This is a genomic window from Paraburkholderia dinghuensis (genome assembly GCF_003837865.1).
GTDB lineage: Bacteria > Pseudomonadota > Gammaproteobacteria > Burkholderiales > Burkholderiaceae > Paraburkholderia > Paraburkholderia dinghuensis.
Genome location: NZ_RQIS01000020.1, coordinates 37080 through 63531, shown reverse-complemented (window position 1 = coordinate 63531; position 26452 = coordinate 37080). Strand labels below are relative to the sequence as shown.

The 26452-nt window shown below is 61.6% G+C and carries 22 protein-coding genes and 1 pseudogene; 15 read left to right on the top strand and 8 right to left on the bottom strand.

Annotated elements, in window-relative coordinates; genetic code table 11:
* The first annotated feature begins 16 nt into the window (after nt 1-16).
* Nucleotides 17-3046, top strand: coding sequence for an FAD-binding and (Fe-S)-binding domain-containing protein (locus tag D1Y85_RS22690; protein ID WP_124153319.1), 3030 nt, complete (start codon nt 17-19; stop codon nt 3044-3046).
* Nucleotides 3047-3302: 256 nt separating this feature from the next.
* Entirely contained in the window at nt 3303-4460 is a 1158-nt protein-coding gene (locus D1Y85_RS22685; RefSeq protein WP_124153318.1) for a J domain-containing protein, read from the top strand.
* 152 nt (nt 4461-4612) lie between these two features.
* Here the strand turns inward: D1Y85_RS22685 and thiM are convergent, their stop codons facing one another.
* Nucleotides 4613-5476 (bottom strand): hydroxyethylthiazole kinase, encoded by an 864-nt coding sequence (gene thiM, locus D1Y85_RS22680; RefSeq protein ID WP_246025020.1) that lies wholly within the window; start codon nt 5474-5476, stop codon nt 4613-4615.
* 243 nt (nt 5477-5719) lie between these two features.
* On the opposite strand from thiM, the gene D1Y85_RS22675 reads away from it, so the two are divergent.
* From D1Y85_RS22675 to D1Y85_RS22665, 3 genes are all read left to right on the top strand, one after another.
* Entirely contained in the window at nt 5720-5917 is a 198-nt protein-coding gene (locus D1Y85_RS22675) for a hypothetical protein (protein WP_124153317.1), read from the top strand.
* A gap of 3 nt (nt 5918-5920) precedes the next feature.
* Entirely contained in the window at nt 5921-6952 is a 1032-nt protein-coding gene (locus D1Y85_RS22670; protein ID WP_124153316.1) for a ribonucleotide-diphosphate reductase subunit beta, read from the top strand.
* A gap of 495 nt (nt 6953-7447) precedes the next feature.
* Entirely contained in the window at nt 7448-9100 is a 1653-nt protein-coding gene (locus tag D1Y85_RS22665) for a sialidase family protein (protein WP_124153315.1), read from the top strand.
* 128 nt (nt 9101-9228) lie between these two features.
* On the opposite strand, the gene D1Y85_RS22660 is transcribed toward D1Y85_RS22665, so the two are convergent.
* Nucleotides 9229-10128, bottom strand: coding sequence for a LysR family transcriptional regulator (locus D1Y85_RS22660; RefSeq protein WP_246025019.1), 900 nt, complete (start codon nt 10126-10128; stop codon nt 9229-9231).
* 158 nt (nt 10129-10286) lie between these two features.
* Between D1Y85_RS22660 and D1Y85_RS22655 the strand changes: the two genes are divergently transcribed.
* On the top strand, nt 10287-10592 hold the full coding sequence (locus tag D1Y85_RS22655; RefSeq protein ID WP_124153314.1) for a DUF1330 domain-containing protein: 306 nt from the start codon (nt 10287-10289) through the stop codon (nt 10590-10592).
* A 450-nt stretch (nt 10593-11042) separates the two neighbouring features.
* Nucleotides 11043-11822 (top strand): hypothetical protein, encoded by a 780-nt coding sequence (locus tag D1Y85_RS22650; RefSeq protein WP_124153313.1) that lies wholly within the window; start codon nt 11043-11045, stop codon nt 11820-11822.
* Nucleotides 11823-11990: 168 nt separating this feature from the next.
* Here the strand turns inward: D1Y85_RS22650 and D1Y85_RS22645 are convergent, their stop codons facing one another.
* The 5 genes and pseudogenes from D1Y85_RS22645 to larE form a co-directional block, all read right to left on the bottom strand.
* On the bottom strand, nt 11991-12617 hold the full coding sequence (locus tag D1Y85_RS22645; protein ID WP_124153312.1) for a tyrosine-type recombinase/integrase: 627 nt from the start codon (nt 12615-12617) through the stop codon (nt 11991-11993).
* Nucleotides 12618-12816: 199 nt separating this feature from the next.
* A complete protein-coding gene (locus D1Y85_RS27980; protein ID WP_281278314.1) occupies nt 12817-13098 on the bottom strand; it encodes a HoxN/HupN/NixA family nickel/cobalt transporter in 282 nt (93 codons plus the stop codon).
* 58 nt (nt 13099-13156) lie between these two features.
* A pseudogene (locus D1Y85_RS27975) lies at nt 13157-13359 on the bottom strand (HoxN/HupN/NixA family nickel/cobalt transporter); the annotation flags it as partial.
* Nucleotides 13360-13412: 53 nt separating this feature from the next.
* On the bottom strand, nt 13413-14090 hold the full coding sequence (gene larB, locus D1Y85_RS22635; RefSeq protein WP_124153311.1) for a nickel pincer cofactor biosynthesis protein LarB: 678 nt from the start codon (nt 14088-14090) through the stop codon (nt 13413-13415).
* On the bottom strand, nt 14087-14911 hold the full coding sequence (gene larE / locus D1Y85_RS22630; protein ID WP_124153310.1) for an ATP-dependent sacrificial sulfur transferase LarE: 825 nt from the start codon (nt 14909-14911) through the stop codon (nt 14087-14089). The genes larB and larE overlap by 4 nt, the downstream gene beginning before the upstream one ends.
* 589 nt (nt 14912-15500) lie before the next feature.
* On the opposite strand from larE, the gene D1Y85_RS22625 reads away from it, so the two are divergent.
* From D1Y85_RS22625 to D1Y85_RS22590, 8 genes are all read left to right on the top strand, one after another.
* A complete protein-coding gene (locus D1Y85_RS22625; protein ID WP_124153309.1) occupies nt 15501-16586 on the top strand; it encodes an aldo/keto reductase in 1086 nt (361 codons plus the stop codon).
* 147 nt (nt 16587-16733) lie between these two features.
* Nucleotides 16734-18119 carry a nickel pincer cofactor biosynthesis protein LarC gene (gene larC, locus D1Y85_RS22620; RefSeq protein WP_124153308.1) on the top strand — a complete coding sequence of 462 codons (1386 nt, stop codon included), beginning with the start codon at nt 16734-16736 and terminating at the stop codon, nt 18117-18119.
* Between the two features lie 380 nt (nt 18120-18499).
* The gene (locus D1Y85_RS22615) at nt 18500-18880 is read left to right on the top strand and encodes a GIY-YIG nuclease family protein (protein WP_124153307.1); all 381 of its coding nucleotides are present in this window, start codon (nt 18500-18502) and stop codon (nt 18878-18880) included.
* Between the two features lie 587 nt (nt 18881-19467).
* Nucleotides 19468-20250 (top strand): anti-sigma factor family protein, encoded by a 783-nt coding sequence (locus tag D1Y85_RS22610; RefSeq protein WP_124153306.1) that lies wholly within the window; start codon nt 19468-19470, stop codon nt 20248-20250.
* The gene (locus D1Y85_RS22605; protein WP_124153305.1) at nt 20229-20747 is read left to right on the top strand and encodes a sigma-70 family RNA polymerase sigma factor; all 519 of its coding nucleotides are present in this window, start codon (nt 20229-20231) and stop codon (nt 20745-20747) included. The genes D1Y85_RS22610 and D1Y85_RS22605 overlap by 22 nt, the downstream gene beginning before the upstream one ends.
* Nucleotides 20744-21574 (top strand): anti-sigma factor family protein, encoded by an 831-nt coding sequence (locus D1Y85_RS22600; RefSeq protein ID WP_124153304.1) that lies wholly within the window; start codon nt 20744-20746, stop codon nt 21572-21574. The genes D1Y85_RS22605 and D1Y85_RS22600 overlap by 4 nt, the downstream gene beginning before the upstream one ends.
* Nucleotides 21575-21793: 219 nt before the next feature.
* Nucleotides 21794-23599 carry a sensor domain-containing diguanylate cyclase gene (locus tag D1Y85_RS22595; protein ID WP_246025018.1) on the top strand — a complete coding sequence of 602 codons (1806 nt, stop codon included), beginning with the start codon at nt 21794-21796 and terminating at the stop codon, nt 23597-23599.
* A gap of 263 nt (nt 23600-23862) precedes the next feature.
* Nucleotides 23863-25416 carry an EAL domain-containing protein gene (locus tag D1Y85_RS22590; protein WP_185219088.1) on the top strand — a complete coding sequence of 518 codons (1554 nt, stop codon included), beginning with the start codon at nt 23863-23865 and terminating at the stop codon, nt 25414-25416.
* A 32-nt stretch (nt 25417-25448) separates the two neighbouring features.
* Here D1Y85_RS22590 and D1Y85_RS22585 read toward each other — a convergent pair whose 3' ends face one another.
* The gene (locus D1Y85_RS22585) at nt 25449-26393 is read right to left on the bottom strand and encodes an ABC transporter substrate-binding protein (RefSeq protein WP_124153302.1); all 945 of its coding nucleotides are present in this window, start codon (nt 26391-26393) and stop codon (nt 25449-25451) included.
* Nucleotides 26394-26452: the final 59 nt, after the last annotated feature.

Genomic DNA, 26452 nt, shown 5'->3' with positions numbered 1-26452 from the left:
TAATTTCGCATCGCTTATGACCCAGTCGCCTTCCAGTTTGCTTGTCAAGCCGGTGCGTCTCGTGCCGGGCGCCGCGCATCGCGGCTCGCCGCTCGCGCGTCGTCTGCGGGAGGCGATGCGCGGCGATGTCTTCTTCGATGCGGCGAGCCGCGGCCGCTACGCCACCGATGCGTCGATCTATCAGATCATGCCGGTCGGCGTGGTGGTGCCGCGCGATCAGGACGATCTGCGCGCGACGCTGGACGTCGCGCGCAGCGAACACGCGGCGGTACTCGCACGCGGCGCGGGGACGAGCCAGTGCGGCCAGACCGTCGCCGAGGCGCTCGTGATCGATACGAGTCGCTGGCTCAACCGTATCGTCGATTTCGACGCGAACGCGCGTACCGTGACGGTCGAGCCCGGCATCGTGCTCGATCACCTGAACGCGTGGCTCAAGCCGCACGGATTGTGGTTTCCGGTCGATGTTTCGACGTCGGCGCAATGCACGATAGGCGGCATGGCGGGGAACAACTCGTGCGGCTCGCGTTCGATCGAATACGGCAACATGGTCCACAACGTGAGCGCCATCGACGCCATTCTCGCCGACGGCACTGAAGCACGTTTCCAGTCGCTGACGCTGCCCGTTGCTGCGGACAGCGCGCGGCTCGCGCAGATCGTCTCAGGGGTGACACACATCGCGCAGCGCGAGCGCGCGGAAATCACAGAGCGCATGCCGAAAGTGCTGCGGCGCGTGGCGGGCTACAACATCGATCTGTTCGATTGCCAGAATCCGCGCGCCTACACGGACGATGGTTCGGCCAATCTCGCGCATCTGCTGGTGGGGTCCGAGGGTACGCTCGCGTTCAGCCGCCAGATCACGCTGAAGCTCGCGCCGCTGCCGGCGCATCGCGTGCTTGGTGTGATTAGTTTTCCTACGTTTTATCAGGCGATGGACTCCGCGCAGCACATCGTCGGACTGCGGCCCACGGCGGTGGAACTCGTCGATCGTACGATGATCGAGCTTGCGCTCGGCAATCCCGCGTTCGCGCCGGTGATCGGCAAGGCACTCGTTGGCCGCCCCGATGCGATTCTGCTCGTGGAATTCGCAGGCGACGATCGCAGCGCGCAATTGCAGCTTCTCGAACGCCTTGAAGAATTGATCGGCGATCTCGGGTTGCCGGGCAGCGTCGTTAAGATGCCTGACACAGGCGAGCAGAAAGCGCTGTGGGACGTGCGCAAAGCTGGCCTGAACATCATGATGAGCATGAAGGGCGACGGCAAGCCGGTGTCGTTCATCGAAGACTGCGCGGTGCCGCTCGAACATCTGGCCGAGTACACGCGACGTCTGACCGAAGTGTTTCATCGGCATGGCACCGAGGGCACCTGGTACGCGCACGCGAGCGTCGGGACGCTGCATGTGCGGCCCATTCTCGACATGCGCCGCGACGGCGCGGCGAAGATGCGCGCCATCGCCGAGGAGGCGGCCGAACTCGTGCGCGAGTACAAAGGCGCCTATTCGGGCGAGCACGGCGATGGGCTGTGCCGCGGCGAGTGGGTCGCATGGCAATACGGGCCGCGCATCAACGAAGCTTTCGGCGAGATCAAGCAACTGTTCGACCCGGATAATCGCTTCAATCCGGACAAGATCGTGTGCCCGCCGAAGATGGACGACGCGCACAACTTCCGCTTCGCGCCCGGCTACCGCGAGCGCGCGATGGACGCTGCGCTGGACTGGTCCGCCTGGAACGTCGTGCGCGATCCGCTCACGGGCGCGGAACACGAGCCGGGCAGTGGCGGCGATCTGAGTGGCGGGCTCGCGAAGGCCGTGGAGATGTGCAACAACAACGGCCACTGCCGCAAGTTCGACGCGGGGACGATGTGTCCGAGTTATCGCGTGACGAAGGACGAACAGCACGTCACGCGCGGACGTGCGAACACGCTTCGTCTTGCGATATCGGGGCAGCTCGGCAGCGACGGTCTCGCGAGCGACGACGTGAAGGCAACGCTCGATCTGTGCGTGTCCTGCAAGGGCTGCCGTCGCGAGTGCCCGACCGGCGTCGATATGGCGAAGTTCAAGATCGAGGCGCGCGCGGCGAGGGCTAAGACGTACGGCATCGGCTTGCGCGAAAAGCTGATTGCGTTCATGCCGCGCTACGCGCAGCGCGCGGCCCCTTTCGGTGGGTGGCTCGCGGCCGCGGAGCACATGCCGCTAGTCGGAGCATGGATGAAGCGTGCAGTGGGGTTCGCGCCGCAGCGCGCGTTACCGCGCTTTCAGGAGGCGTTTTTGCGGCGCGCGTCGAGCAGCGCCGGTCAGCCGGGACGCGAGGTCCTTCTCTTCGTCGATACGTTCAACAACACCATCGAGCCAGAAAACGCGCGCGCAGCGCAGCGCGTGCTGGAGGCAGCGGGCTATCGCGTCCACTTCAACACGCGCGAGGGCGAACGGCCGCTTTGCTGCGGGCGCACGTTTCTTGCCGCGGGCCTCGTCGATGAAGCAAAGCGCGAAGCCCGGCGTCTGCTCGATACGTTGAAGCCTTATGTCGATCGCGGCGTCGCGATCGTGGGACTCGAACCGTCTTGTCTGCTGACGTTGCGCGACGAATTCCTGCAGTACGGGTACGGCGAAGAGGCACGTCGGCTTGCGGATTCGGCGTTGCTGTTCGAGGAATTTCTCGTGCGCGAAAAAGCGGCCGGCCGTTTCGACCTGGCGCTCAAGCCGCTCGAGGCAAAGCGTGCGTGGCTGCACGGGCACTGTCATCAAAAGGCGTTTGACGCGTTGCGGCCCGTACAAACCGTGCTCGGATGGATTCCTGGGCTGGAGATCAAATCGATCGAATCGTCGTGCTGCGGAATGGCAGGCAGCTTCGGCTATGAAGCGGAGCACTACGCCGCTTCGATGGCGATGGCCGAACTGTCGCTGTTGCCTGCGTTGCGCGAGGCATCGCCGGGTGATCTGGTCGTCGCCGACGGCACGAGTTGCCGCCACCAGATTCGCGACGGTGTAGATGCCGAGCCGCTGCACGTCGCGCGTGTGCTGGAGATGGCGCTTTCCGGCGCGCGCGGGTAAGCGCACGCACGAGGCGGAGCGTATCGTCGAAGCGTTCTATCCCGACGCTGTCGTCGTGCAGAAACTGCGCAAATTGCGCGCACTGCCGGCAGTCGCGTTCGAAATGCTGAGTCGTCTGCACACTGGTCACGCGCGATAGAACGCATGCCTGTGCGCATCGCGGCCTTGCAGCGGGCAGGTGAGTGAACTAACTTGTCTTAAGCGTTCGCTTCCATCCTTGCGTGCGCGGCTATTCACCTGAAGAAAGACTACGGGCATGGCGATCCACGATCCCAGCCATCACATCGACTACGACCGGCTCTACTATCAGCTCGACCTGGAGCCAGGTGCATCTGCGGCCGAAATCACGCGCAAGTACCGGCAACTTGCGCAGATGCTTCATCCCGACAGGTGGCGTCATTCATCGCCCGCGCAGCAGCATTGGGCCAATGAGCAGTTCAAGAACATGAAGCACGCGCGGGAGGTGCTCGAGCATTACTGGTCGGAGCATCACGAAGCGCCGTCGAGCCGTCCGGTGTTCAGGCGCGAGCAGGTCGAGGCGCTGCACGACACGTTGCGGCAATTGCAGTCGCAGCGCGAACGCGTGCAGGCAGAGATCGGCACGCTATACACGGAAAAGACGCGCGGCCTCGACGGGCTGCTGCGTATGAAGACGGAACGCGATGCCTTGCTGACCGAACTCGTGAGCCTGCGCGATGAGGCTGCACGCGCACGCGCGAACTGGGCGCAATTGCGCGAGCAGGTCATGGCGAGCGCGGAACGTGGGCTCGATGATGCTGCGCCACAGTGGCACGGCACGATGGGCGAGCGCATGTTTGCCCTTCTCGACGATTCGCGGCGCGGCTGGATGATTCGTCTCGGCGCGATCCTCGTTGCGTTTCTACTTATCTATGCGATCGCGCACAAGATCGTCGCGGTGGTGCTTGGGCCGTTGCATCTCGCCGCGCATTCGCACTGGATCGTGAGCCTGCTGCAATGGGCGCTCGTGATTGGCGGCGTGCTGCTGGTCTATGGCAATGGCTGGGCACTCTACGCGATGCAGCGGGCAGCGCGCGCCGGGCAACAGCGGCTCGTGTCATTGCCTGCCGATCAGGTCTGGCACCGCGTGAGCACGGCGTTGCGCGGTCAGCAATATCACGGCGCGTCGTGGTCGTTCGAGTCGTGCGAGATATCTCCGTTCGATTCCGCGCTCGATCTTCGTGCGGTCATGCGATTTTCGCCGCGCGCGGAGGGGGCCGCGGCCGGTGCATATCGCGATGTCGTGACGTTCCGATGCCGGGCGCGGACGACGGGCGCATCGCAGACGGCGCTTCAGTTCGGCTTCGACGTGACCGCGCCTTTTTGGTGGCGCGTGAGCGCGGCCCGTGTTGTCAGTGGATTGTGCAGACGGCTCGCGGATGGTCTTTCCCGCTAACGCGCGGTCGGTCTCGAAAGCTGCTCACGGGGCGCAGTGGCGTATTTCGAATTCCGCGCCAGCCCGGAAATGCTGCCTGACGTAACGCAAGCCCGCGAACGCGTTAGCGCTGCGGGGCAGGACTTGATGCGTATCAGGAATTTGATACTGCTCTATGCCGGGCGCCCCGCAACGACCACATGCGCGTCCAGCGTTTCCATTCGCAGCGTAGCGTCGAACGCCGCTTCGTCGAGTGTTGCGATGCTGTCGAGGAACGCAACGGCGAAGCTGCCAGGCGCTTTTGCAGTCAGCGCCGCAAGCTCGCCCGCCACCGACATGAACGCCACTGCGGCAACTGTCGCGTCGAAAAACGCCGACGGCTTGCCGCTCGCGCCGAGGAACGCCGCCACGACGGCCGAGAGGACGCAGCCTGTCCCCGAAACCCGCGGCATGAGTGGCGAACCGTTCGAGAGTGCGACGGTGCGCGCACCATCGGTCACATAGTCGGTCGCGCCGCTCACGACCACAACGCACTGCGTCGCATTGGCCAGCTCGCGCGCCGCGGGAAATGCGGCGGCGGACAACTCGGTGCTATCGACGCCCCTTGCGCTCGGCACGCCGCCAGCAAGGCAGATGATCTCCGACGCGTTGCCGCGAATGACCGCCGGCCGCTCGCGTAGCAACTGCTTCGCGAATCCGGTCCGCAAGGACACCACGCCGACTGCCACGGGATCGAGTACCCACGGAACATTGCAGGCGTTGGCCGCTGCAACGGCGCGCCGGATCGTGTCCATCTGGGGCAAGTCGAGCGTCCCGAGATTGACGGAAAGGGCGCTCGCGAGCGGCGTGAACTCTTCCGCCTCTTCGGGCGCCGTCACCATCGCCGGAGCGGCGCCAAGCGCCAGCAGCGCGTTCGCCGTGAAATTCGTGGTGACGCTATTGGCCAGGCAATGGACGAGCGGCGAATGTTCGCGCACGAGCGCGACATGGGAATAAAGCGGAGTTGAACGCATGATGCCGGATGGAAAAGTGGACATGAAGTATAGCGGTCGCATGACCTGCATGCAGCCGGCACACGCGGGTCAATTGGTCGCTGGTGTCCGGTGTGTATTCCGGAATAGATTACGAAAATTTGGCCGCGCTCGCTCGCGCGCCGACGGACTACGCAAGGAGGACTAGCCCGAAGGTACCGGTCGTGCGTTCTCGTCCCACCTTTCGCAGTATGGACAGAAACATCGGCTGTCACCAAAGTCGTCGTCTGTCGACATGATTTGATTTTCATGACGTTTGTTCAGAAATTCCCGGTGAATGCGGACATTGTCACTGTTGGTGCAGGCCAGGCGGGTGTGTTTGCCCGTTCGCACTACAAACGCCACCGTTTGACGGCGGGTCTCACCAAAGACGTTCTGCTGCCGATCGGCGAGCGGCCGGTCTCATTCAAACGCGGTGTTTCGATTAATCTGGCCGGAGGACTCTAAGGCATGCTCAGTGGCAAAACGGATTCACAACTGCAACCTACACGTGCGGAAGACAAGCGCGTCGTCAACGGTCGCGGAGATATCAACCAGCTCGCGCCATTCCGGTATCCGTGGGCGTGGGAATGCTTTCTGAACGCAAACCGCAATCACTGGACGCCGCTCGAAATATCCATGAGCGATGACGTGCATGATTACCAGCATCGCCTCACCGCAACGGAGCGCCACGTTTTCGAAAACGTGCTGGCCTATCTCACCACGTCCGATATCCTCGCCATGCGCAACATCGGGCTCGCGGTCATGGAAAAGATGACGGCCCCCGAGTTGCAGATCTATCAGGCGCGGCAGGTATACGAAGAGGCTTTGCATACGTGGACGTATCAGCATTGCATCGAGAGCCTGGGACTGGATCAGCAGGAGGTCTACAACCGCTATCGTGTCGTGCCTGAAATCCACGCCAAGATCGCCATGGCGAACAGGCGCCTCGAACGCATATTGACTTCCGGACTTGATTTGACCGACCGCGACGCGCTTCACGAATTCGCGCTCGCGTATCTTTTCTTTGCGGCAGTGTTCGAGGGTTGCTGGTTCTATAACGGCTTTACGCCGGTGTTCGCGCTACAGCGGCGCGGCTTGATGAAAGCGACCGCGCAGCAGTTTCAGTACATCATGCGCGACGAAGTGCTTCATTGCGGCTTTGGCATTCGCGTCATCCGGCAATTGCTGGAGGAAGAAAACCTGACGCTCGATCCGCGCGCCGTACAGCAGATCTGGGAAGAGGCTGATGCCGCTGAAGCCGCTTATGCACGTTACATTCTGCGCGAACCCATTCTGGGCTACTCCGCCGATTTGCACTGCGGCCAGTTCCGTTACATCGCGAACCGGCGTGCGGGCCAGCTGGGCATGCCTGCGCCGTTTCCCGGAGCGGAAAATGTGCTCCCGTGGCTCGACGAGCAGGCCAACTTGCGCAAGGAAAAGAACTTCTTCGAAACGCGCGTGACCGACTATCAGACGGGCGGGGCGTTGAACTGGAGTTAGGCGGCTGGAAGTTCAGGCGGTGAAGTTCGGCGTGTCCGCGCGAATAGCGGACACGGCGGGTTGACGCGGTGGATGCGCGTTTAATCGCGAGACGACTAAGAGGCGTGCGTATGAGCTGTAGCGCTTACGCACGCTTTTTTATTGTCTCCTCGCAGACTTCCGGGGCAGGGTTCTATGCGACACGTTAGCGATATTCGTTGCGTTGCCTACTGAAAGGAAACCTTCAGGTAGTGCGCTCGCGTTTGTGGCAGTTTCGTGGTTCCCGTTCTTCTGCATGCGGCTACATGCAGATTTCATATCGATCATCCGCAAGTCCTATGCCACGTCAATAGTGATTGGATCCGGCATGATGATTCGGTATCCGTAACAAAAAATTACACCAAAGATGTACGCCGCGTCCTATTTTTTATGTGCAGGTTCGGCGGCGGCGAGCGCTGATTTTTCGGTCGGCCAGCCGAGTGCAAAAAGCGGTTTATCCCTTTTCGCGAGGCGAACATGACATCTGTTTTCAGACGACTATCCCGTTCTGTTTCCCGGGGCTTTACGGGTGGCAGTGTCATCGCGCTTACTTGCGCGATCGTCCCTGGCGCCCATGCGCAAACGCTGGGCCCGCTCGTCCAGGTGGCTGCGGGCGATCCGTTCAGCGGATGCACTGCCGACCAGCTTAACGCGCAACATTCCGCATTCGGGAGCGTCCTTTATCCAGCCACGTCGATCGAGCCATGGGTGGCAGCCGACCCGACCGACGCGTCCCGCCTCCTGGTTGGCCACCAGCAGGATCGCTGGAACGACGGTGGCGCACGCGGACTCGTCGGCGTCGTTTCCACGGACGCGGGCGGTAGCTGGACCGGGTCGATACCGACCGGTGTGACCAGGTGCACAGGGGGAGCATTCCGTCGAGCATCTGATCCCTGGGTAGACTTCGCGCAAGACGGCACAGCCTTCTTCATGTCGTTGGTGCTGGACCCCATGAAACCGACGACTCCGTTTGGGGCGCGAAATAGCGGGATACTGGTCAGCCGTTCTGTTGACCACGGTGCGACGTGGAAAGCTCCGGCGACGCTGATTCGAACCAACTCGCCGCACGCGCTCAATGACAAGGACTCGCTCACCGCCGATCCGACGGCGAACGGTTACGTCTATGCGGTGTGGGATCAACTGAGCGTTTTCCCGCCGAGCCAGGCCGGCGATAAGTTGCTCGCGGGAAATGATGGTGTCGAAATCGCGCGTCAATTGCGTAACGCTGCAGCCGGTGGTGCCCCGCTCGTCAAGTTCAATTTCACCGGCCCCAGCTTCTTCTCGCGATCCACCGACAATGGCGTGACCTGGAGCACGGCCGCCCCGATCTACCAACCGGGCACGAATGCACAGACTATCGACAATATCGTGCGGGTGTTGCCTGATGGGACCTTGCGCGACTTTTTCACGGCGATCGGTGTTACTGCGCAGGGCCTTAACATAGGCTATATAGCGTCCACGGATAAAGGGGCGCACTGGAGCGCGCCGACCTTCGTCAGCGATATTCAGGTGCAGGGAGTGGTTACCCCGGACACGGGCCAGCCGGTACGCGATGCGTCTATTCTCTACAGCATTGCCGTGAACCCGGTCACAGGGGCAATCTATCTGGCGTGGCAGGACGATCGCTTTTCGACTGCCACCTGCACCACCCCCGGTGCCGGGAAAATTCCGATCGACGGGATCGTCTTCAGCGAATCGGACGACGGTGGGGTGACCTGGTCGACACCTGCGATGATCAACAAGACGCCGGTTAATGGCGCAAACCCGTGCCGTCAGCAGGCCTTCATCCCTGCAGTGGTGGCGACGGGCGACGGCAAGTCTGTCGTGGTGACTTACTACGACTTTCGTAACGACACGAATACGCCTGCCGGCTTTGAGGGAACGGACTATTTCGCGCTCATCTGCCCGACCGCTTCCAACTGCGCGAACCCCGCGAACTGGGGCAACGAGCAGCGATTGACCACGGCCTCGTTCAACATACTCAATGCTCCCGCGGCGCCTGGCCATTTCCTCGGCGATTACATGGGTCTGACCGCAAGTGGGCCCACGACCGTGTACCCGGTCTTCGGCGTAGCCACGGGTCTCAACGTGACGGACGAATTCACCCGCAAAATCTCAGGATTGCCTTGAGCGTACAACAGGCGGCGACCCGGGGGCGCCGCCTGGTTTGTGGCCCGCAAAGCGCTTCATGGCCGAAACGCTCACAGATCGCGGTCAGATCTTCTGATCGTTGCTTTGTTCGTGGAGCCTTTGCTGCTTCACGGAAGCCCACCATCACGCAATACATGCGCCTCGATGCGAGCGGCAACTTCCGCAATGCGCCGCAAATGCCTCGACTCAGGATGTGTCAGCAACCAGAGGTCAATATTGCAGTCCTCCAGCGGAAGCTTGAGGGGGACCAGATCTTTGTTTTCCCGCGCATGAAAGAGCGCAAGGATTCCGACTCCCAACCCTTGTTCGATCATGCGCGCCACCATCTGCATCGTATTGGCCTGTAGCGCGGGCTTCACATTGGGAAGGACACGCTTTCGCCAGGTGACCCCGGGATGCTCAGGCATCGCGTCATCCACTGTTATCCAGGGGAGGTCGGCCAGCCCTTCCGCTGAACTTGATGAGTCCCGCTCGAAGTTGCGCGCCAAAGCTCGCCCACCAAAGACGCCAAACCGGATTGAACCGAGCCGTTTGCCAATTACGTGTTGCGGTGGGCGGTTCGTCGAGCGTAATGCGATATCTACTTCGCGGTGAGTGAGACTGAAGGGCTCATTTGAGGCCAATAGCTCGATGTTGAGCCGGGGATGCTCTGCTCGAACCGCCACCAGCGCGGGAACGACAAACGCTTGCAGCACGGCGTCTACCGCACTGACGCGAACTGTGCCGGTCAACTGATGATCGGAGGAGGCGAAAGCACTTTGCGCCTGCGCCAACGCGGTCTCGATGATTTCCGCCTGAAGGGAAAGCTGAGTAGCCAGGTCGGTTGGACGATACCCGGCACGCGTTCGCTCAAAAAGTCGCTCACCCGCGGTGCGTTCCAGGCGCTGCACAGCACGAAACACCGTTGAGGCATTCATACCCAACAGTGCACCAGCGTCGGCCAGGGTCCGGGCGCGTATCAGCGCAAGCAGGATGGATAAATCGGTTGGGCTAATTTCGTATTGCACAGTTGCAATGATTGTTTTCAGTGTTGCGCATTTACGTTGCACCGCTGAAATTATACAGTGCGATCCACCAGCCTCATGAGCTACGGCGCGCGCGGCAGTGCGCTCGGGTTAGAGACCGTCGGAATACTGGCGCATGACTAAAAATTCGGGGGAACGATATGAACAAGGGTTACTGGATCGTGCGGGTCGACGTAACAGATCAGGAGAAGTTCAACGCGTATGCGAGTGCCAATGTCGCGGCATTGGAGAAATATGGAGCGCGTTTTCTGGTTCGCGCCGGTGCTTTCGAGAATCCCGAGGGGACCAGCCGGTCGCGCAACACGGTGGTGGAGTTCCCGTCGTACCAGGCCGCTCTGGATTGTTGGCGCTCGAATGAGTATCAAGCTGCTGTCTTGCATAGACGGCAAGCTGCGATATTGGATCTCGTCATCATCGAGGGATACGGAGAGCAGCAGGTCGCCTGATTCACGTCGATCGCTCGCGACAGGCTCATGCCCTTCGTGAACGGACAGAGGTGGCGTTGACTTCTGCGGCTTCAACTGGCCGCATGCCGACTCATGCGATTTGCATGGGACGACGCCTGGCTCGTAGCGGCGCGGCCGGCTGAGTGCGACCCACCGCGGCCCTTCGACCCACCGTGATCTCGACGGCAGCTTGCAAGGTGCAACGGTCGTCAGGCCGGGAAAGGCCGCTGACGGGCGAAGCCCGAAGCCCCAGCGCAATACGCCGTTCGCGAAGCGAGCTTCAGGCAGCGACGTTTGCCAACCGGCATTCGACGCGCATGAGGTACGGTTCTACGATGGCTCCTGGATCTGTACGAATTCGCACGTAAGACAGCACAATTTTCCGTCAACATCCTCCCTTGGCTGAGCATGAGTTCGCATCAAGCTTCGAGACCAAGCCTAGGGACTTCGATGACCGCATTGAACGACTGTCTGCCGCCCGACGGGTTCGCACAGGTGAGCGCGGCGAGCGCGCAAGCACTGGCCAGATCAATGGATGAATCCGGAGTAGGTATCCTGCACAATATCGTGCCGCATGCGATTCTCTCGCAGCTGCGAAGCTTCGTCGCCGATCAGATCGCGCAGCACGGCGGTCAATATATCGGCTTTGAGGGCAAAGCATGGATCGCCGACACCTGTCTGAGTCCGTTATTTGAGGACGCGGGCCTGCACGCGCTGTTGCGATGTCTCTACGAACAAAAGATGCGCATGCCGCCGCCCAGCGACCGGATTTTTCCGGTCCTGCGCGTGCTGACCGGCACGCACGGACTGCGACATGCGCACAACTTTCACTACGACTCGTATGTCGTAACCATACTGCTGCCGGTTCTTATCCCCAGCGGCCCGGGTGAGCCTCCGGGCCATTTGGTAATGTTCCCGAATGTGCGCAATGCGAGGCGCTTTGCGGTCGTCAACATCCTTGAAAAGCTGCTGGTAGAGAAGCTGCTGAAACGGCTATGGCGTATGCCGCGTGTGCAGCAATGGCAATCGGCGAAAATCGTGCCGCTCACACCGGGCAATCTCTACTTCTTCTGGGGCATGCGCTCACTGCATGCGAATCAGGCCTGTCTGCCCACCAGCGTGCGCTGCACCGCGTTGCTGCATTTCGGCGATCCACACGAGGGCAGTTTGTTCAAAGGTCTTTCCCAGCGATTGCACGTAATGAGACTGCGGCGCATGGCGCGGGATTAGGCCTGCGCAAAAGGCGCAAATTAACCGCAGTGCCGATGACGCGACAGGCACGATCTGCGGCGGATGTCTCTTGTCAGGGCAGAGGTGCCGTTCGAACGTCCACGTGGATGACCAGGCGAATGGCGGCAGTTGGCCGGTTAGCGTCCCCTCGCGAACTGGCCAGGCAAGCTAGACCTCTGTCTGTTCCGCCATTTCAAGCGCGTCATCTACCTCGATGCCAAGGTAGCGGACCGTACTTTCAAGCTTTGTGTGGCCGAGCAACAACTGGACGGCCCGGAGGTTCTTCGTGCGACGATAGATCAACGACGCCTTGGTCCGTCGCATCGTATGGGTACCGCAAGCGGTGTCGTCGAGGCCGATCCACGCGATCCACCGATGGACCAGCCGAGCATATTGGCGCGTCGACAGGTGCGGGGAGTCGTGAATTCTGCTCGGGAACAGGAAGTCGGTTGCGTTCAATCCCGCATGCCTTATCCATGCCGCCACGCTATCGCGGGTCTGTTCGGTGATCTCGAACTGTACTGGACGTTGCGTCTTCTGCTGCATGACTGTGGCGCGGCTGGCGACGTGCTCGCCGTGACAGATATCCCTCACCCGCAGCTTCGTCAGATCGCATGCGCGAAGCTTGCTGTCGATTGCGAGATTAAACATGACCAGATCCCGCACTCGGAACGAAAGCTGCAGGCGCACGCGGATCGCCCAAATCTCCTTGAGCTTCAGCGGTGGCTTCTGGCCGGTCAATCTCCCTTTGTTCCACGGCACCCGCGACGGACCTGCGCCGATTGATGCGTTCATGACAATCTCCTTTCAGATGAAGGGAGATTTAGTCTGTACTTTTGCAATGGTCGCTACCCGACCCCGAGCGGCCGTTCGGCGCGTGTCGAAGGCAACGGCTGGTGGCAAGGTCTAACGGACTCTCGAGGACAAAGCTTGGGGCGCGCTCAAAAAGACGGCCTCGTGCTGCACCGCCAGCGGCGCAGCCTAGTTTCAATCTCTAGCGATTGATTTCAAGTTCGTCGAAATGCCTGGTTCCGTGGATCACGACCGCAGCGAGCCAGCTTAGGAAAGAAATCGCAATAGTGAAGTATCCAAGGGTTCCGAAGTTCTCATTCGGTGCTCCAATGACATCCCAGGCTGGGCCATGGAGCTTTAGCTGGTCGCCTGGCAGTCCACGTGCCTCGATGCCACCGATCACGACCGCAACGACCACCGACACGAACGTAATCGTCATGTGGTAGTAGATCTTGCGAATCGGCTTGAGGTAGCCCCCCGCCATACGCTCCGACCATCAGGTGACCGTCCAGTGTGCCAATCAGAGACATGCCCGCGCTGAACAACACTGGAAACCGCATGATTGCCCACAGAGATATCCCCTTCGATGCCTGAGTCGCGACGATGCCGAGCAACCCGATTTCAGCGCGGTATCGAATCCAGGACCGAACAGAAAGCTGAGGGGGTACATGTGCCAGCTGTGCATAACGGGGCGGAACAATGGGCGAAAAAGCCGACCCAGAAAACCACGATCGGCCGGCAGCATTTCGAAATCATCCTCGGCGTATTTCCATCCGTTTCGGACTATGCATGATGGGCTTATACACTGCGCTTTGGTAACGTCGCCATGACGCGCAATATACGCAAGGCCGCGCAGGCCGCGCCGTACCCATTGTCTATATTGACGGTCAAAATCCCTGGCGCACAACTGGCCAGTGCGGCGTGCAGCGCGGTCGCACCGCCCAGCGCCACTCCGTAGCCGACTGACGTCGGCAGTGCGATGACGGCGCTCGAAACCAGACCGCCCACAACGCTGACGAGCGCCGCGTCCATGCCCGCGGCCACGATGACGACGGGAGAGGATCGTATTTCGTCGATCCGTTCCAGGAGACGCCAGAGGCCTGCAACACCGATATCGGCATACTCGCAACAGGTTTGGCCGGCGAACGCCAGCGTCCGCGCGGCCTCGCGTCCGACCGGCAGGTCGGAGGTCCCGGCCATGACGATCGCCACCGGCGGCATGAGGAGCGCGTCATGAGGCTGACCAAGAATGGCGGTGCGCGAGAGTGGGTCGAATTCAAGTTGGGCGCCGTGGCGCGCGAAGAGCGGTTCATACTTCGATTGGTCGAGGCGAGTGAGCAGCAGTCGCCCCGTTTTCGCTTTCACGGCGTCTACGATCGCCGAAATCTGATCAACGGTCTTGCCCTCGCAGAACACCGCTTCGTCGAGGCCAATTCTCGCTCCGCGCCCAAAATCGAATTTGAATTCCGGCGTCATGGGCGCGAATGCACGAACGCGCTGCCATTGCGATAAGGCTCGAACGAGAGTTCGAGCGTCGATGCAATTCCGGCAAAAATCCGGTCCGCTTCAGCGCGCACCGCATCTTCGTGCTTCCCGACAATCGCTGCGAGGGTTTCGGGATCAAGCTCGATCACGACTCGCTCCGCGCGCACGCGGCAACGGATGATTCCCGTCGGAAAGTCCCTTGCGATGCTGCGCTCCACCGCATGGATCGCTTTAAGGACCTCTGGGCGGATCCTGATGCCTGTCTCGACCCGACTCGAAAGACAGGGCGCAGCCGGCAACTCGGATATAGCGCCCAATCCGAGTTCGCGAGCGAGCAGGCGCACAGCGCCTTTGTCGATACCGGCCTCAAGATAGGGGTGACGGACCGAATGCCGTTTGGCGGCTTCGAGCCCAGGCCGATACTCGCGAAGGTCATCGAGATTGGCGCCTGAAAGAATCTGTGCGTCGCAGTGGCGCGCGATGCAGGCATAAAGATTGGTCTTGCAGAAGAAGCAGCGATCGACTGGATTGGACATATAGTTCTCGTCCGTGAACTCGCCCGCGCTCACAATTCGGAGGCGCCAGCCTTGATCCCTCGCGAGCTGTTCGATGCGGTCAGTTGCCTCTTCAGGTACCGCAGGCGAGATCGCATGAAACATCTCAACGCGACCTGCCGCGCAGCGATGGGCGAAGGTCGCCAGCGTGACGCTATCCACGCCGCCGCTGACAGCGACCGCCAGCGGTCCCACAATATTCGACAAAACGGCGGCCAATCGCGGCTGGCCGCTTCCAGCGGCTTGGTGGGTCTGCATCTCAGAGACCTCCTCCGTTGCGTGCGCGGCGACTTTCCGGCTCCTGTCACTTGTTGCCAGCGCAAGCGCTATCGCCTCGCCCCTCAGGCGCTATCATCCTGACCGTGAAGGTGCGCCAATGGTCATGGCCTCCGCAAAACGGACCACAAACACAATTCGAGTTCAAGGGGCGAACCAGAATTTGCACAGTGCGTCGCCATTGGACTTTACTACCAAAAACCGAACTCTGTGCCACGTCCGGACGACATAGTCGATGACGACTCATGCCTGCTCTTACGCTTGACCAGTGATTCGCGCGATATTCCTGTTGCCGGTTCGGCCGCGCCCGCAGGTGGTGACCAGCCTCAGCCGGTCCTCCGGAAATCTGACTTTGGAAGCGTGGCGTGGCTCAGTGTCATCTCGTCGTAACAGCCAGGCCGGTCTGACCGGCCGCCGGCTCGCCAGGAAAGCCCGCTTGAGCAGGGAAGGATTGACGTATCCTAACGAATCCACTGTCTCCTGCAGGCTGCGAATCGCATTGCTGCGGTGTTGGTCGGAGAATAACCTATTATGGGAATCAATCTCTTCGCACCACGTAGAGAGGTTTCCCATGAAGCAGTCTCCCTCTCCCGACCGCCGCCGATTCCTCAAGACCGGAGGTGTCCTCGCCGCAGGATTTCTTTCCCACGAAGTCCACGCCGCACCGGACCAGCTTCCGGCCCTGCCCGACAATCCGAAAACGCAGGGGTCCATGCCCACGCGCAACCTCGGCAAGACGGGTTTCAAGGTCGGTATCTCATCCCTTGGTGGCCAGAGCGCTATCGAACAACCTAACAATTTCGACGTTGCCGTACCGCTAATCGAGCGAGCGCTCGATCTCGGTGTCAACTTCATCGACACCGCCCCCAGATACGGCTTCCCTGAGCGGTGGAGCGAGCAATACATAGGACGCGTCATGGAACACCGCCGCAATGAAGTGTTCCTTTGCACCAAGACCAGGGAGCGCAGCCGCGACGGCGCCCTCCGTGATATCGAACAGTCCCTCAAGCTCATGAAGACGGATCACCTCGACCTCTGGCTGCTCCACAACATTGGCGTCCCCGAGGAGATCAACGTCGTCTTCGGCAAGGGCGGCGCCATGGAAGCCTTGACCCAGATGCACGACCAAAAGGTAGTCCGCCATCTTGGTTTCGCAGCCCACTACCAGCCCGATCCCATCATCGAACTCATCAACCGCTTTCCCTTCGACGCTTGCATTCTCGCCCTCAACGCAGCCGACACCCTCAGCCCCCACAGCTTCATCAAGCGTCTGCTCTCCGCCGTCGTCGAAAAGCAGATGGGGATCATCGGCATGAAGATTGCCGCGCGTGGCCGTATCCTGTCCAGCTGGACTCCGCCACCCGTCGAGGTGCAGCGGCGCTCCTGGGAAGGTGTAGCCACTCGCCCGGGAACGCTGAACATGCGTGACGCCACGAACTACGTGCTTTCACTCCCCGTTAGCACCGTCATTGTTGGTTGCGACAACATCGCGCAACTCGAGGAGAACGTTCGGATCGCCCGCGAATTCACGCCGCTGTCCGCGGCCCAGATGGCCGCCATCACCCAGCGCGCCGCCCCTGTCCTGAGCCAGGCCACTTTCTTCCACTCCGAAACCCGTCCCAGGGACATCACGCTACCGGACGCCCCGGACGAGTAGCACCTCCGGCCAGGATTCGATGTAATCGGCGTGTCGCGCGGTCGGCACGATGCCGAGCGAGGCGCAGCGAGAACGCCCCAGCCAACGCCACGTATGGACATCGCCACGCCGTTCTACTTCTACTAATTGTTCCCGGAGGATCGAGGAATGGCTGAAAAAGATAATTGCAGACGTCTTTGCGTTCATCTCGATCCGCTCGGCGGAATTGCCGGAGATATGTTCGTCGCGGCACTTCTTGATGCTTTTCCCGAATTCGAAGACACCGTACGCGATTCGATCGACCAGCTCAGTTTGGGACCGGACGCCGAATGTCGTCTGGAATTGCACAACGATGGGACGCTTGTCGGCCATCGGTTCATTGTGGGAGTTCCGGGGGCGTTGTCGCATCGACACGAACCGGCCGGTGCGGACGGCCACGCAGGGGAAATTCATGAGCAAAACCTCGCGGAGTTCAGCGAGCTACGCGGTCGGCGCGACCAGGCCTCGCCCGAGTCCAGGCACGACCACGCGCATCGTAGGTGGCAGGATATTCGCGAACTTCTGCAAAACGCTCCCTTATCCGATGCGGTAAAGCAGCATGCCGTGTCTATATTCCAGCTTCTGGCGCAGGCGGAAGCTCGGGTCCACGGCGTGGCAGAGGAGGAGGTGACGTTTCACGAGATCGGCGCCGTCGATACGATCTGCGACATCGTGGCGGCCTCTGCACTCATCGCTTCGGTTCATGCCGACTGGAGCGTCGCTCCGCTTCCGCTCGGCCAAGGGCGCGTACGCTCGGAACATGGTCTGCTCCCCGTCCCTGCGCCAGCAACTGTGCTGCTTCTCGAAGGATTTGAAACGATCCAGGACGGCTTTTCGGGAGAGCGAGTGACGCCGACCGGCGCCGCTATTGTTCGCTATCTTTGTAATCGGCAAGTCATGCCGTCTCTCCCGCGCGCTCTCGAAAGATCAGGCATCGGATTTGGAACCCGCAGGATTGCAGGCTTGAGCAATTGTGTTCGAGTCCTCGTATCACGAGAGCAAGCGCAATCCGCTTCGCGGTTGCCGCATCGCGAACTCACGGTCATTGAGTTCGATATCGACGATCAAGCACCAGAAGATCTCTCTATTGGACTCGACCGTATTCGTGCGCAGGAGGGTGTCCACGACGTCGTCCAATTTTCAGGGATCGGCAAGAAAGGCCGCAGTTTCGCCCATATCCGGATCCTCGCGGCGCCTGTAATGCTGGAGCGGGCGATCGAAGCGTGCTTTGCAGAGACGACTACCATCGGCTTGCGTTACTACACGGTCAACGCCAAGGCTCTGGCGCGCTCGATCGACTCGGTCGAGGTCGACGGCCGCCGAATCCGCGTCAAGAGTGTGGAACGTCCCAATGGCCAATGGACCGCCAAGGCGGAGATTGACGATGTCGCGCGTGAAGGCAACCGATCCGAGCGGACCCGTTTGCGCAGCCATGCCGAGAACATGGTCCTCAGCCGCCGCAAAACAGGGGATGCGCAAATTGGCCAAGACGAGGAACGCGTGAGAGATGACTGATCACCGAACTAATTGTTCGTCGACATGAAGGCGCCATTCAACGCTCGCGCCTCAGCCTTTGGGGCGAAGTAATCCGCGTGGCAAGGCGAGCCCACCGCCGATTCAATGCCCACGATCGCAAGTGGACCGGCCGCTTACAGTTTGCAGCTGACATTTGACAGTCAACCACGCGTGCAGAGCCAAAGACCGGAAGTGGCCGACAGTTGCCCGGCGCGGTCGGCCGTGGCCGACCCTGAGCCGCCGTTGGCACTCTAGCGGTTTGAACGGCCGGTCCCCGAGTACATCGTCGACTTCGATGCCGAGATGGCGAACCGTGCTTTACCGTCACGTCTCTGGGTAATATGCCGATATACGATGATCGACCACCGAAATCCATTGAAATGCCCATCGCACCGTGCTTCCTGTTCAAGAACTCCTACGAGTTCAAGCCCAAGAGTGAAATAAATTCTGTTCCCATCCGGGTCCGCGGTATCTACGTCCTATATGACGAAAGGGACGTGGTCTACATCGGAATGGCGCGGGGCGAAAAATCTGGAGTACGGGGCAGACTCAAAAAGCACGAGGATGATTGCGGAAAAACCTGGTCTCATTTCTCGGTCTTTGAGGTCTGGGACAACATAACGAAGGAACAGGTCGAAGAGTTGGAAGGGTTGTTCCGCCATATCTATCGGCACGACACCCATGCGAACCCCTTCAATATCCAGAGGTCATACGCCCCGCTGCAACAGATCGAGCGGGGTGATGTAGCCGACTGGCTCTGATCTCTTGACGCACAGATGGATCGACACGACCTCGTGCGACTGCTTTTGGGGTTGAACCGCCGACAGGATGTCCGACAGACGGTATCAACTAAGGACCGCTTCTGGCCGACTACCGCCTGTCCGCAAGCGGTCTCCCCCGAAATCCGCAAAGAACCTTCTTCCCACTGATCTAGTCGATTTTTCCAGCACACCGAGATCCCTGCACTGCCATCCGGCGGTGTTGGCCGAACGCAGGCTGTTCGCGACGCCGATGCAACGTCGTTTGCGCGCCGCTCGGTCCGTTGCTGTTTTCCATCGCACGTATTCGCCAAGGCCTTTCTCATTCTCCCCAAGGGGCCCAAGGCGCACAAGTCGCACGCAAGCACTGCAAATGCGAGACCGTCACCGGTGCGCTTGTCGTCGAGCGTCGGGGTTCTGAGTGCAGTTCAGGCTTGCTTCCGCGTGAAGCGGGCGGTTGTGCCGTTGTCTGACGAAATCCGCGCCGTCGCCGAAAACGCCGCCCGAAGCCCCCGGAATTGCACGAAACGGGAATAGAACCACCGGCCGCGTGTTAGCCCATCATCCCAACCTCGCACGGTCGAAAGATCATGATTCTCAAGGGGACGCTTGAACACCCGCCGGTGTCGGAGGCAGATATCCAGGCATACACTGACGGTTCCGTTGCACCCGAGCGCGCTGCCCGTGTGCGGCGTTATCTGGCAATGCACCCGGGCGAATGGCGGCGCATCCTCTTCTATCGCCGCCTGAATGTCCTGATGCGGCGCGTATTTCCGCGTTTCCAGGCCGATCCGGCGCCGGTGCCCACGTCCCGTCGCGCAGGCTGGCGGCAGGCCTCGCTTGCGGCCATTACGTTCGTCATGCTGGCCGGCGTGGCAACAGCGTGGCTCGCGACGTCCGAGGCGACGCCGCAAATGCTGAACGACGCCGCGGTCATGGCGTTGATCGAAGCGACCAACGTCTCAGCCGGGGAAGCAGCCACGAGCACACCGGACATGCCGCCGAAGCCCTTCGATTTACATGCAGCCGGCCTGCGTCTCATCGCGCGCGGCACGCCGGACCTCGGGCCGCTGGCGTTTGCACGACGCTACGTCTACGAGAATGCGCAAGGGCAGAAGATCGTATTGCTGTGCGCGCGAGCGTGGTTCGCCGAAAACGAACCACAGTGGAGCGCGCGGCGGATCGGTGCGCTGCGGCTGATCGGCTGGGCCAGGCACGGCACGCGCTGCGTGCTGGCGGGCAATGCGGGTACGCACGAACTGATGCGCGCAGCGGACATGGCGACGATGGCGGGTGCGGGCGGTACCCGCCGTCAAACGAACGGCGTGGAGCAAGCGGGCGGGAATGGAACATGGACATCCGTGACGAACTGATAGACCACGTGCCGCGCTTGCGACGCTACGCACGGGCGCTGATCAACAACCGGGAACTGGCCGACGATCTGGTGCAGGACACGCTCGAGCGCGCGCTGGGGCGCACGGAACTGTTTCGCGCCGGCACCGATCTGCGCGCCTGGCTCTTCACGATCATGCACAACATCTTTGTGAACCAGGTGCGCAAACTGTCGACGCGCGGTGTGCATGTGTCCGTCGATGACGAAGGCGTTCCCGAGACCGAATACGCGGTCCCGGCGAGCCAGTCGGCCACACTGGAAGTCCGCGATCTCGACTACGCGTTGCAGCGCTTGCCCGCGGATCAGCGCGTAGTCGTGCTGCTCGTGGGCCTCGAAGAAATGAGTTACGCCGATGTGGCGCTGGCCCTCGACATTCCGGTCGGCACGGTGATGTCGCGTCTGTCGAGGGGGCGAGAGCGGCTGCGCGCGCTGATGGCCGGTGCGGTCCCGCGAGCGAACCTGAAGGTGGTGCGATGAGCGATCAACTGAATCCCGTCACAGAAGACGAACTCCACGCCTACGTGGACGGCACGCTATCCGAAGCACGCCGCGCGGATGTCGAGCGCGAACTCGAGCGCAATCCCGATCTCGCTCAACGCGTGAGCGGCTATTTTTCGCTGAACACGCTGCTGCACGAGCGCTACGACCGCGTGCTGGATGAACCGGTGCCGGCGCGTTTGCGTCCCGCGCCCGAGGCGAGCCGCAAGCGCGAGGCCGCGAACTGGCCGCGTTTCGCCGGGCTGGCGGCGGCGCTCGTGATTGGCGTCGGTATCGGCTGGGGTACGCACTTCGGCGCGAACGTGATGTCGTCTTCGACGGGCGGCGCGGATATTCACGCGGTCGGCGCGGACAGCAGCGAGCTGTTCGCACGCCATGTGGCGATCGCGCATGTCGTTTATATGCCCTCGGTCGTGCGCCCGGACGACATGAGCAGCAGCGCGCAGGAGCAGGACTTCGTCCAGTGGCTGGCGAACCGCCTCGGCACGGACGTTCATCCGCCGATGCTCGAAAAGAGCGGCTTCACGCTGGCAGGCGGGCGGCTGATGCCCGCCGACGACGGCGGCCAGGTCGCGCTCTTCATGTATCACAACGCGCGGGGCGAGCGGATCACACTCGCCGTTTCGCGCCGTCGGGTCAGTTCGAACACCACGGCGTTCAAGCTGTATCAGGATGGCCCGGTGAACGTGTTCTACTGGGTCGACGGCGATTTTGGCTACGCGGTCTCGGGCGGCATCGACCGTAACGTGTTGCTGCAGGTGTCGCACGATGTCTACGCGCAGTTGACGGCTGGCAAGGGCGGTTGAGTCCGGGTGTCGACATCCGGGTGGGAACCCGCGGCATGGACGCGACAGCGCTGGCGAAAAGTCGCCGTGGTGCGCGGCTCGCGGGTTCGCAACGAGCGTGCTGCCGTGAGCGTTCCGCCGGTAGCGCGACGCTGTCGAGGCACCATTCCACGAAGTGCCACGTTGGCGAGATATGTGCGCTATATACTAGGTGCTCATTCCGTCAGACATATACTCCGTATGCCCGTTACACCGTCACCCGCCGACGCACAGGCCGATTCGACCGCGCCGCGTACCGCCCTTGTGGCGGCGGCCGGAGCCGACTCGCAGCTCGACGGGCTGATGCGGCTGGCGGAGCGCCATTTCGGCGTGGCGGCAGCCTGTGTGATACCGGGCGAATCCAATGGGCGCTGGAGCGGCGCGGGCCTTGATGCGCCGTTGCGCGAGGCGCTGCGCAGCCTGCAAGACGCGAGCGGCGCGCCGTGGCTGAGCGAGCCGCTCGTCGTGACCGACACGGGTGCCGACCCGGTATGGCGCACCTTCCTGTCGACCGCGAGCGCCTTGCCGTTGCGTTTCGTCGCCTCGTGGCCGTTGCGCCGCGCAACGGGCGAAAGCATCGGCAGTCTGTGTCTGATTGACCACGCGCCGCGTGAGCTTGGCGATGCCGAACGTGCGAGCCTCAACGATTTCGCGCGCATCGCCTCGGCGCTGGTGGACCAGCAGGTGAGTGCCGCCATCCAATGCGATGAAGTCGAAGCGCTGCGCATACGGGAACGCTTACTTACGCTCGCGATAGCAGGCAGCGGCACGGGCATCTGGGACCGTGACGTCGTGACGGGCGAAATCCAGTATTCCACGGGCTGGAAGGCAATACTCGGCTATACCGACGACGAGCTCACGAACCGCATCGAGGATAGCTACAAACGTTTGCATCCCGACGACGTCGACTACGTGAAGGCGGCGATGCAGGCCCATTTCGAAGGCCGAACCGAAAGCTACGAAGTCGAGCACCGCATCCGCTGCAAGGACGGTCGCTACAAGTGGATCTGCAGCCGCGGCAAGGTGATGAGCCGCGACGACGAAGGGCGCGCGTTGCGCATGGTCGGCACGACGACCGACATCACGTCGATGCGCGAAATGGCCGAGCGGTTGCGCGAGAGCGCGAACCTCGTGACGAATCTCACCAACGAAGTGCCGGGACTGGTGTTTCAGTGCCGCCGTTCGCCCGACGGGCGTCTGTCGTTTCCATACGCGAGCGCGGGCATTGCCGAGATCTACGAACTGACACCGGAAGCCGTTTCGCAGGACGGTTCCTGCATCGACGCGCTGATCCATCCCGACGACCTCGACGCATGGCACGCGTCGTTCACGCATTCCGCCGCGTATCTCCAGCCTTGGCACCTCGAATACCGTGTCCAGTTGCCGACGCAGGGGCTGCGATGGCGTCAGGGCGATGCAAAACCACAGCGGCTCGCGAACGGTGTCACGGTGTGGCACGGCTTCATCACGGACGTCACCGAGCGCAAACGCATCGAAGCGGAACTGCACGAGTTCGCGACGACCGACGGCCTCACGCTCCTTTCGAATCGCCGGCACTTCATGTCGCGTCTTGAAGCGCAGCTTGCGCAGTTGCGCCGCGCGGGCGGTGCGCAATCGGCCGTGCTGATGTGCGACCTCGATCACTTCAAATCGATCAACGATTGCTGGGGCCACGCGATCGGCGACCAGGCGCTGCGCCACTTCGCCGATATCCTGCGCACGAATCTGCGAGCGGGCGACGTAGCCGGCCGCATCGGCGGCGAGGAGTTCGCCGTCCTGATCGGTGCGGCGAGTGTCGAAGGCGCACGCGTGGTCGCTCAGCGAATCCAGCGCCATGTTGCGGAGCAACCGCTTACCAGCAACGCCGGGCCGGTTGCGCTCACCGTGAGTATCGGCATCACCGAGATGACCGCCGAGGACGCGAACGCCGAAGCCGCCCTCTCGCGCAGCGACTTCGCGCTCTATCGTGCGAAGAAGAACGGGCGCAATCGTATCGAGTGTGCCTGACCGGCACATGCCGGATGTTTGCTGACGAAATATGCGAGGACGATCTCCCAGCCGGAGCGTTCGCGGGCGTTGGTGTATGTTGGCACTACTTCGTAGCAATGGCCGCAGACGCGCACACGGAAACGAATGGCGTCTGATGGCGGCCGTAAGGATCTCGACCCGTTGCGCGCGGTAGACGATACCGCGGGCCAGATGTGGAGGATGGCTTGCCCGATGCGTCGTCCGACCTGCGGTCCCCGCTGACGCGCAGGGAACGTCTTCTGGTGCTGATTCTCGTGGCGCTTGCACCGCTGCTGGCGTGCGTTGTGATCTGCTACTACGCGGCCGGGCGCACCGAGCGCCGCGAGGCCGCCATTGCGGCAAATATCATCGTGAGCGAGGTGAGTGCGATCGTCGAGGTGGCACGTTCTGCCATGCTCACGATCGTGCCTCACGCGGATTATCCCTGCGAGAAATTACTTCCGGACCTGGCGGTGAAGGCGGCTACGGCGCCGTACGTGCGCACGATCAACGTTATCAAGGGCGACGTCGTTTTCTGTTCCTCTGCGTTTGGGAAGCTCTCCATCCCGCTCTCCACATTCATGCCAGATATCGGGCATGAACGTGGCGGCGAATGGATGGCGCTGGTGGGCATGACGCCGATGGTGCCTGAGCGCCAGGCGCTCGTTATCGGCAAGCCGGCAGCGGGCGGTCGCGCTGTCATGGCGGTGATCGACGGACGCTATCTGCTCGATCTGATGCGCGCGGCTGCACCACTCGACATGTATCGTCAAGCAGAACTGCGATTCGCAGGGAGTCCACCGCTCGACGGGGCGCGGATGGCCACGCCGCTCGACGAAAGTTCGTTGCTGGTCAACACGCGAAAGGTGACGGCGAGCGGTGCTTTCGAACTGCGTATATACGGACTGCGGGAGCGGTGGCGCGCCACGTTTATCGCGTTGATGTTGAGGGATATGCCGTGGGCTGTCGCACTATCGGCGCTGCTCGTCTGGCTGGTGTGGCGCTTGCAGAATAGCCGATCGTCACGGCGCGAGCAGTTGCTGCGCGGTATTCGCGCGAACGAATTCCACGTCGAATATCAACCCCTCTATGGCGTATCTGCGGGCCACTGCGATGGCGCGGAGGCGTTGTTGCGCTGGGTGCGTCCCGAGTTCGGCGAGGTGCGGCCCGGCGAATTCATCACGGCCGCCGAGGACGAGCATGTGATCGTACCGCTCACCCAGCATCTGTTGAAGCTGATTGCGCGCGATTTTGCGACCATGGATGTGCGGCCGGGATTTCATCTTTCGATCAACTTTTCGCCGGAACACCTGTCTTCAGAAAAGCTAACCGACGATGTGAACGCGTTGCTCGAAACGGTAAGCAAAAATCGGCCGCAGATCGTCATGGAAATCACAGAACGCACGTTAATCAAGAATACTGAGCAAGCGCAGCGCAATCTGGAGGCACTGCGCGACAAAGGTGTGAAGGTCGCAATCGACGACTTCGGCACGGGCTATTGCTCGCTCACGTACCTCGAGCATTTTCCGCTTGATCTGCTCAAGATCGACCGCGGCTTCGTTCTCACGATCGAGCCGGGGACGACCCGTGCCGTCGTGCTCGACGCCATCATTGATCTCGCGCTTTCACTCGACGCGCAACTGGTGGCGGAGGGTGTCGAAACCATGGCGCAGTTCGACTATCTGTGCGCTCGCGGCGTGGGATTCGTTCAGGGCTATCTGTATGCGAAGTCGATGACCGCCGACGCGTTCGCCCAGTGGTATCGCACGCTCGGCAGCCAGCCGCTTGCGGCGGTGACGGTGACCTCGGCGCAGTGAGGCGGGCCGCGGCCCGCCGGTCACCCAGTTCCTCAGTGCTGCGACGACCAGCCCTTATAGCTGTTCACGTTGTCGCGGGTGATGAGTTGCGGCGTCATTTCGATCATCGGATTGGCGGGCTTCTTGCCGTTCATGATGTCGTGTCCCACGGTCACAGCGGTCTGTGCCATTTTCCACGGGTCCTGGCTCGCCGAAGCCTGCACGAGCGTCTGGCCCTTGAGCGCCGCTTCGATGTCGGGCGCACCGTCCACCGACGTAATCACGATGCCGCTGCGATGCAGTTGTTTCGCTGCGAGATCGCTGCCGATCGCCTGCGGGTCGTTGATTGCGAAGACCGCGTCAACCTTGGGGAAACGCGTGAGGTAGCCCAGCATCGCGTTCATGCCGCCGTCGCGCGAACCCTTGCCGTCCTGGTCGTCGGAGAGAATCTTGAAGCCTGACGATTTCGCGAGCACCGATTTGCAGCCAGTCACGCGATCGATCACCGCCGATACCTGCGGCCCGTTTTCGATGATCACGTTGCCCTTTCCATTGAGCTTCTTTGCGATGTAATCGCAGGACAGCTCGCCCGCTTTCACATTGTCGGTCTGCACGGTGGCGTCCGCGCCGGCGGCGCTCACATCCACGGCCATGACCACGATGCCGGCCGCACGCGCCTTGCGCACGGCGGGTTCGATGGCCTTTGGATCGACGGCGTTCAGCAGGATCATGTCGACGTGCGCCGAGATGAAGTTGTCGATCTGCGTGAACTGCTTGTTGAGATCGTAATCGGCGGACACGGCCGTGACCTTCGCGCTCGGGTTGATCTGCTTTGCCTTCGCTTCGGCGCCCTGGACGATCGTCACGAAGTACGGATTGCCGAGCGAACCTACGGTGATGCCGATGGACTTCAGCTCCTTGTCGGCGGCGTGCGCGACTTGCAGCGCGCAGCCGAGCGTGAGCGCAACGACGGCGAGGACGGCCTTCTTCTTGAACATGGTGGTTGTCTCCAGAGAGGTCCTGTTATCCAGTGTGGGCGCAAGAGGACCGCTTGCGC

Coding starts and splice junctions, on each gene's coding strand:
- D1Y85_RS22610 (WP_124153306.1), top strand. CDS start 19,468: ATGATTCTCAAGGGGACGCTTGAACACCCGCCGGTGTCGGAGGCAGAT.
- D1Y85_RS22670 (WP_124153316.1), top strand. CDS start 5,921: ATGCTCAGTGGCAAAACGGATTCACAACTGCAACCTACACGTGCGGAA.
- D1Y85_RS22665 (WP_124153315.1), top strand. CDS start 7,448: ATGACATCTGTTTTCAGACGACTATCCCGTTCTGTTTCCCGGGGCTTT.
- D1Y85_RS22600 (WP_124153304.1), top strand. CDS start 20,744: ATGAGCGATCAACTGAATCCCGTCACAGAAGACGAACTCCACGCCTAC.
- D1Y85_RS22605 (WP_124153305.1), top strand. CDS start 20,229: ATGGACATCCGTGACGAACTGATAGACCACGTGCCGCGCTTGCGACGC.
- larB (WP_124153311.1), bottom strand. CDS start 14,090: ATGACGCCGGAATTCAAATTCGATTTTGGGCGCGGAGCGAGAATTGGC.
- D1Y85_RS22655 (WP_124153314.1), top strand. CDS start 10,287: ATGAACAAGGGTTACTGGATCGTGCGGGTCGACGTAACAGATCAGGAG.
- D1Y85_RS22595 (WP_246025018.1), top strand. CDS start 21,794: ATGCCCGTTACACCGTCACCCGCCGACGCACAGGCCGATTCGACCGCG.
- D1Y85_RS22585 (WP_124153302.1), bottom strand. CDS start 26,393: ATGTTCAAGAAGAAGGCCGTCCTCGCCGTCGTTGCGCTCACGCTCGGC.
- D1Y85_RS22615 (WP_124153307.1), top strand. CDS start 18,500: ATGCCCATCGCACCGTGCTTCCTGTTCAAGAACTCCTACGAGTTCAAG.
- thiM (WP_246025020.1), bottom strand. CDS start 5,476: ATGTCCACTTTTCCATCCGGCATCATGCGTTCAACTCCGCTTTATTCC.
- D1Y85_RS22650 (WP_124153313.1), top strand. CDS start 11,043: ATGACCGCATTGAACGACTGTCTGCCGCCCGACGGGTTCGCACAGGTG.
- D1Y85_RS22675 (WP_124153317.1), top strand. CDS start 5,720: ATGACGTTTGTTCAGAAATTCCCGGTGAATGCGGACATTGTCACTGTT.
- larE (WP_124153310.1), bottom strand. CDS start 14,911: ATGCAGACCCACCAAGCCGCTGGAAGCGGCCAGCCGCGATTGGCCGCC.
- D1Y85_RS22625 (WP_124153309.1), top strand. CDS start 15,501: ATGAAGCAGTCTCCCTCTCCCGACCGCCGCCGATTCCTCAAGACCGGA.
- D1Y85_RS22645 (WP_124153312.1), bottom strand. CDS start 12,617: ATGAACGCATCAATCGGCGCAGGTCCGTCGCGGGTGCCGTGGAACAAA.
- D1Y85_RS27980 (WP_281278314.1), bottom strand. CDS start 13,098: ATGGCGGGGGGCTACCTCAAGCCGATTCGCAAGATCTACTACCACATG.
- larC (WP_124153308.1), top strand. CDS start 16,734: ATGGCTGAAAAAGATAATTGCAGACGTCTTTGCGTTCATCTCGATCCG.
- D1Y85_RS22685 (WP_124153318.1), top strand. CDS start 3,303: ATGGCGATCCACGATCCCAGCCATCACATCGACTACGACCGGCTCTAC.
- D1Y85_RS22690 (WP_124153319.1), top strand. CDS start 17: ATGACCCAGTCGCCTTCCAGTTTGCTTGTCAAGCCGGTGCGTCTCGTG.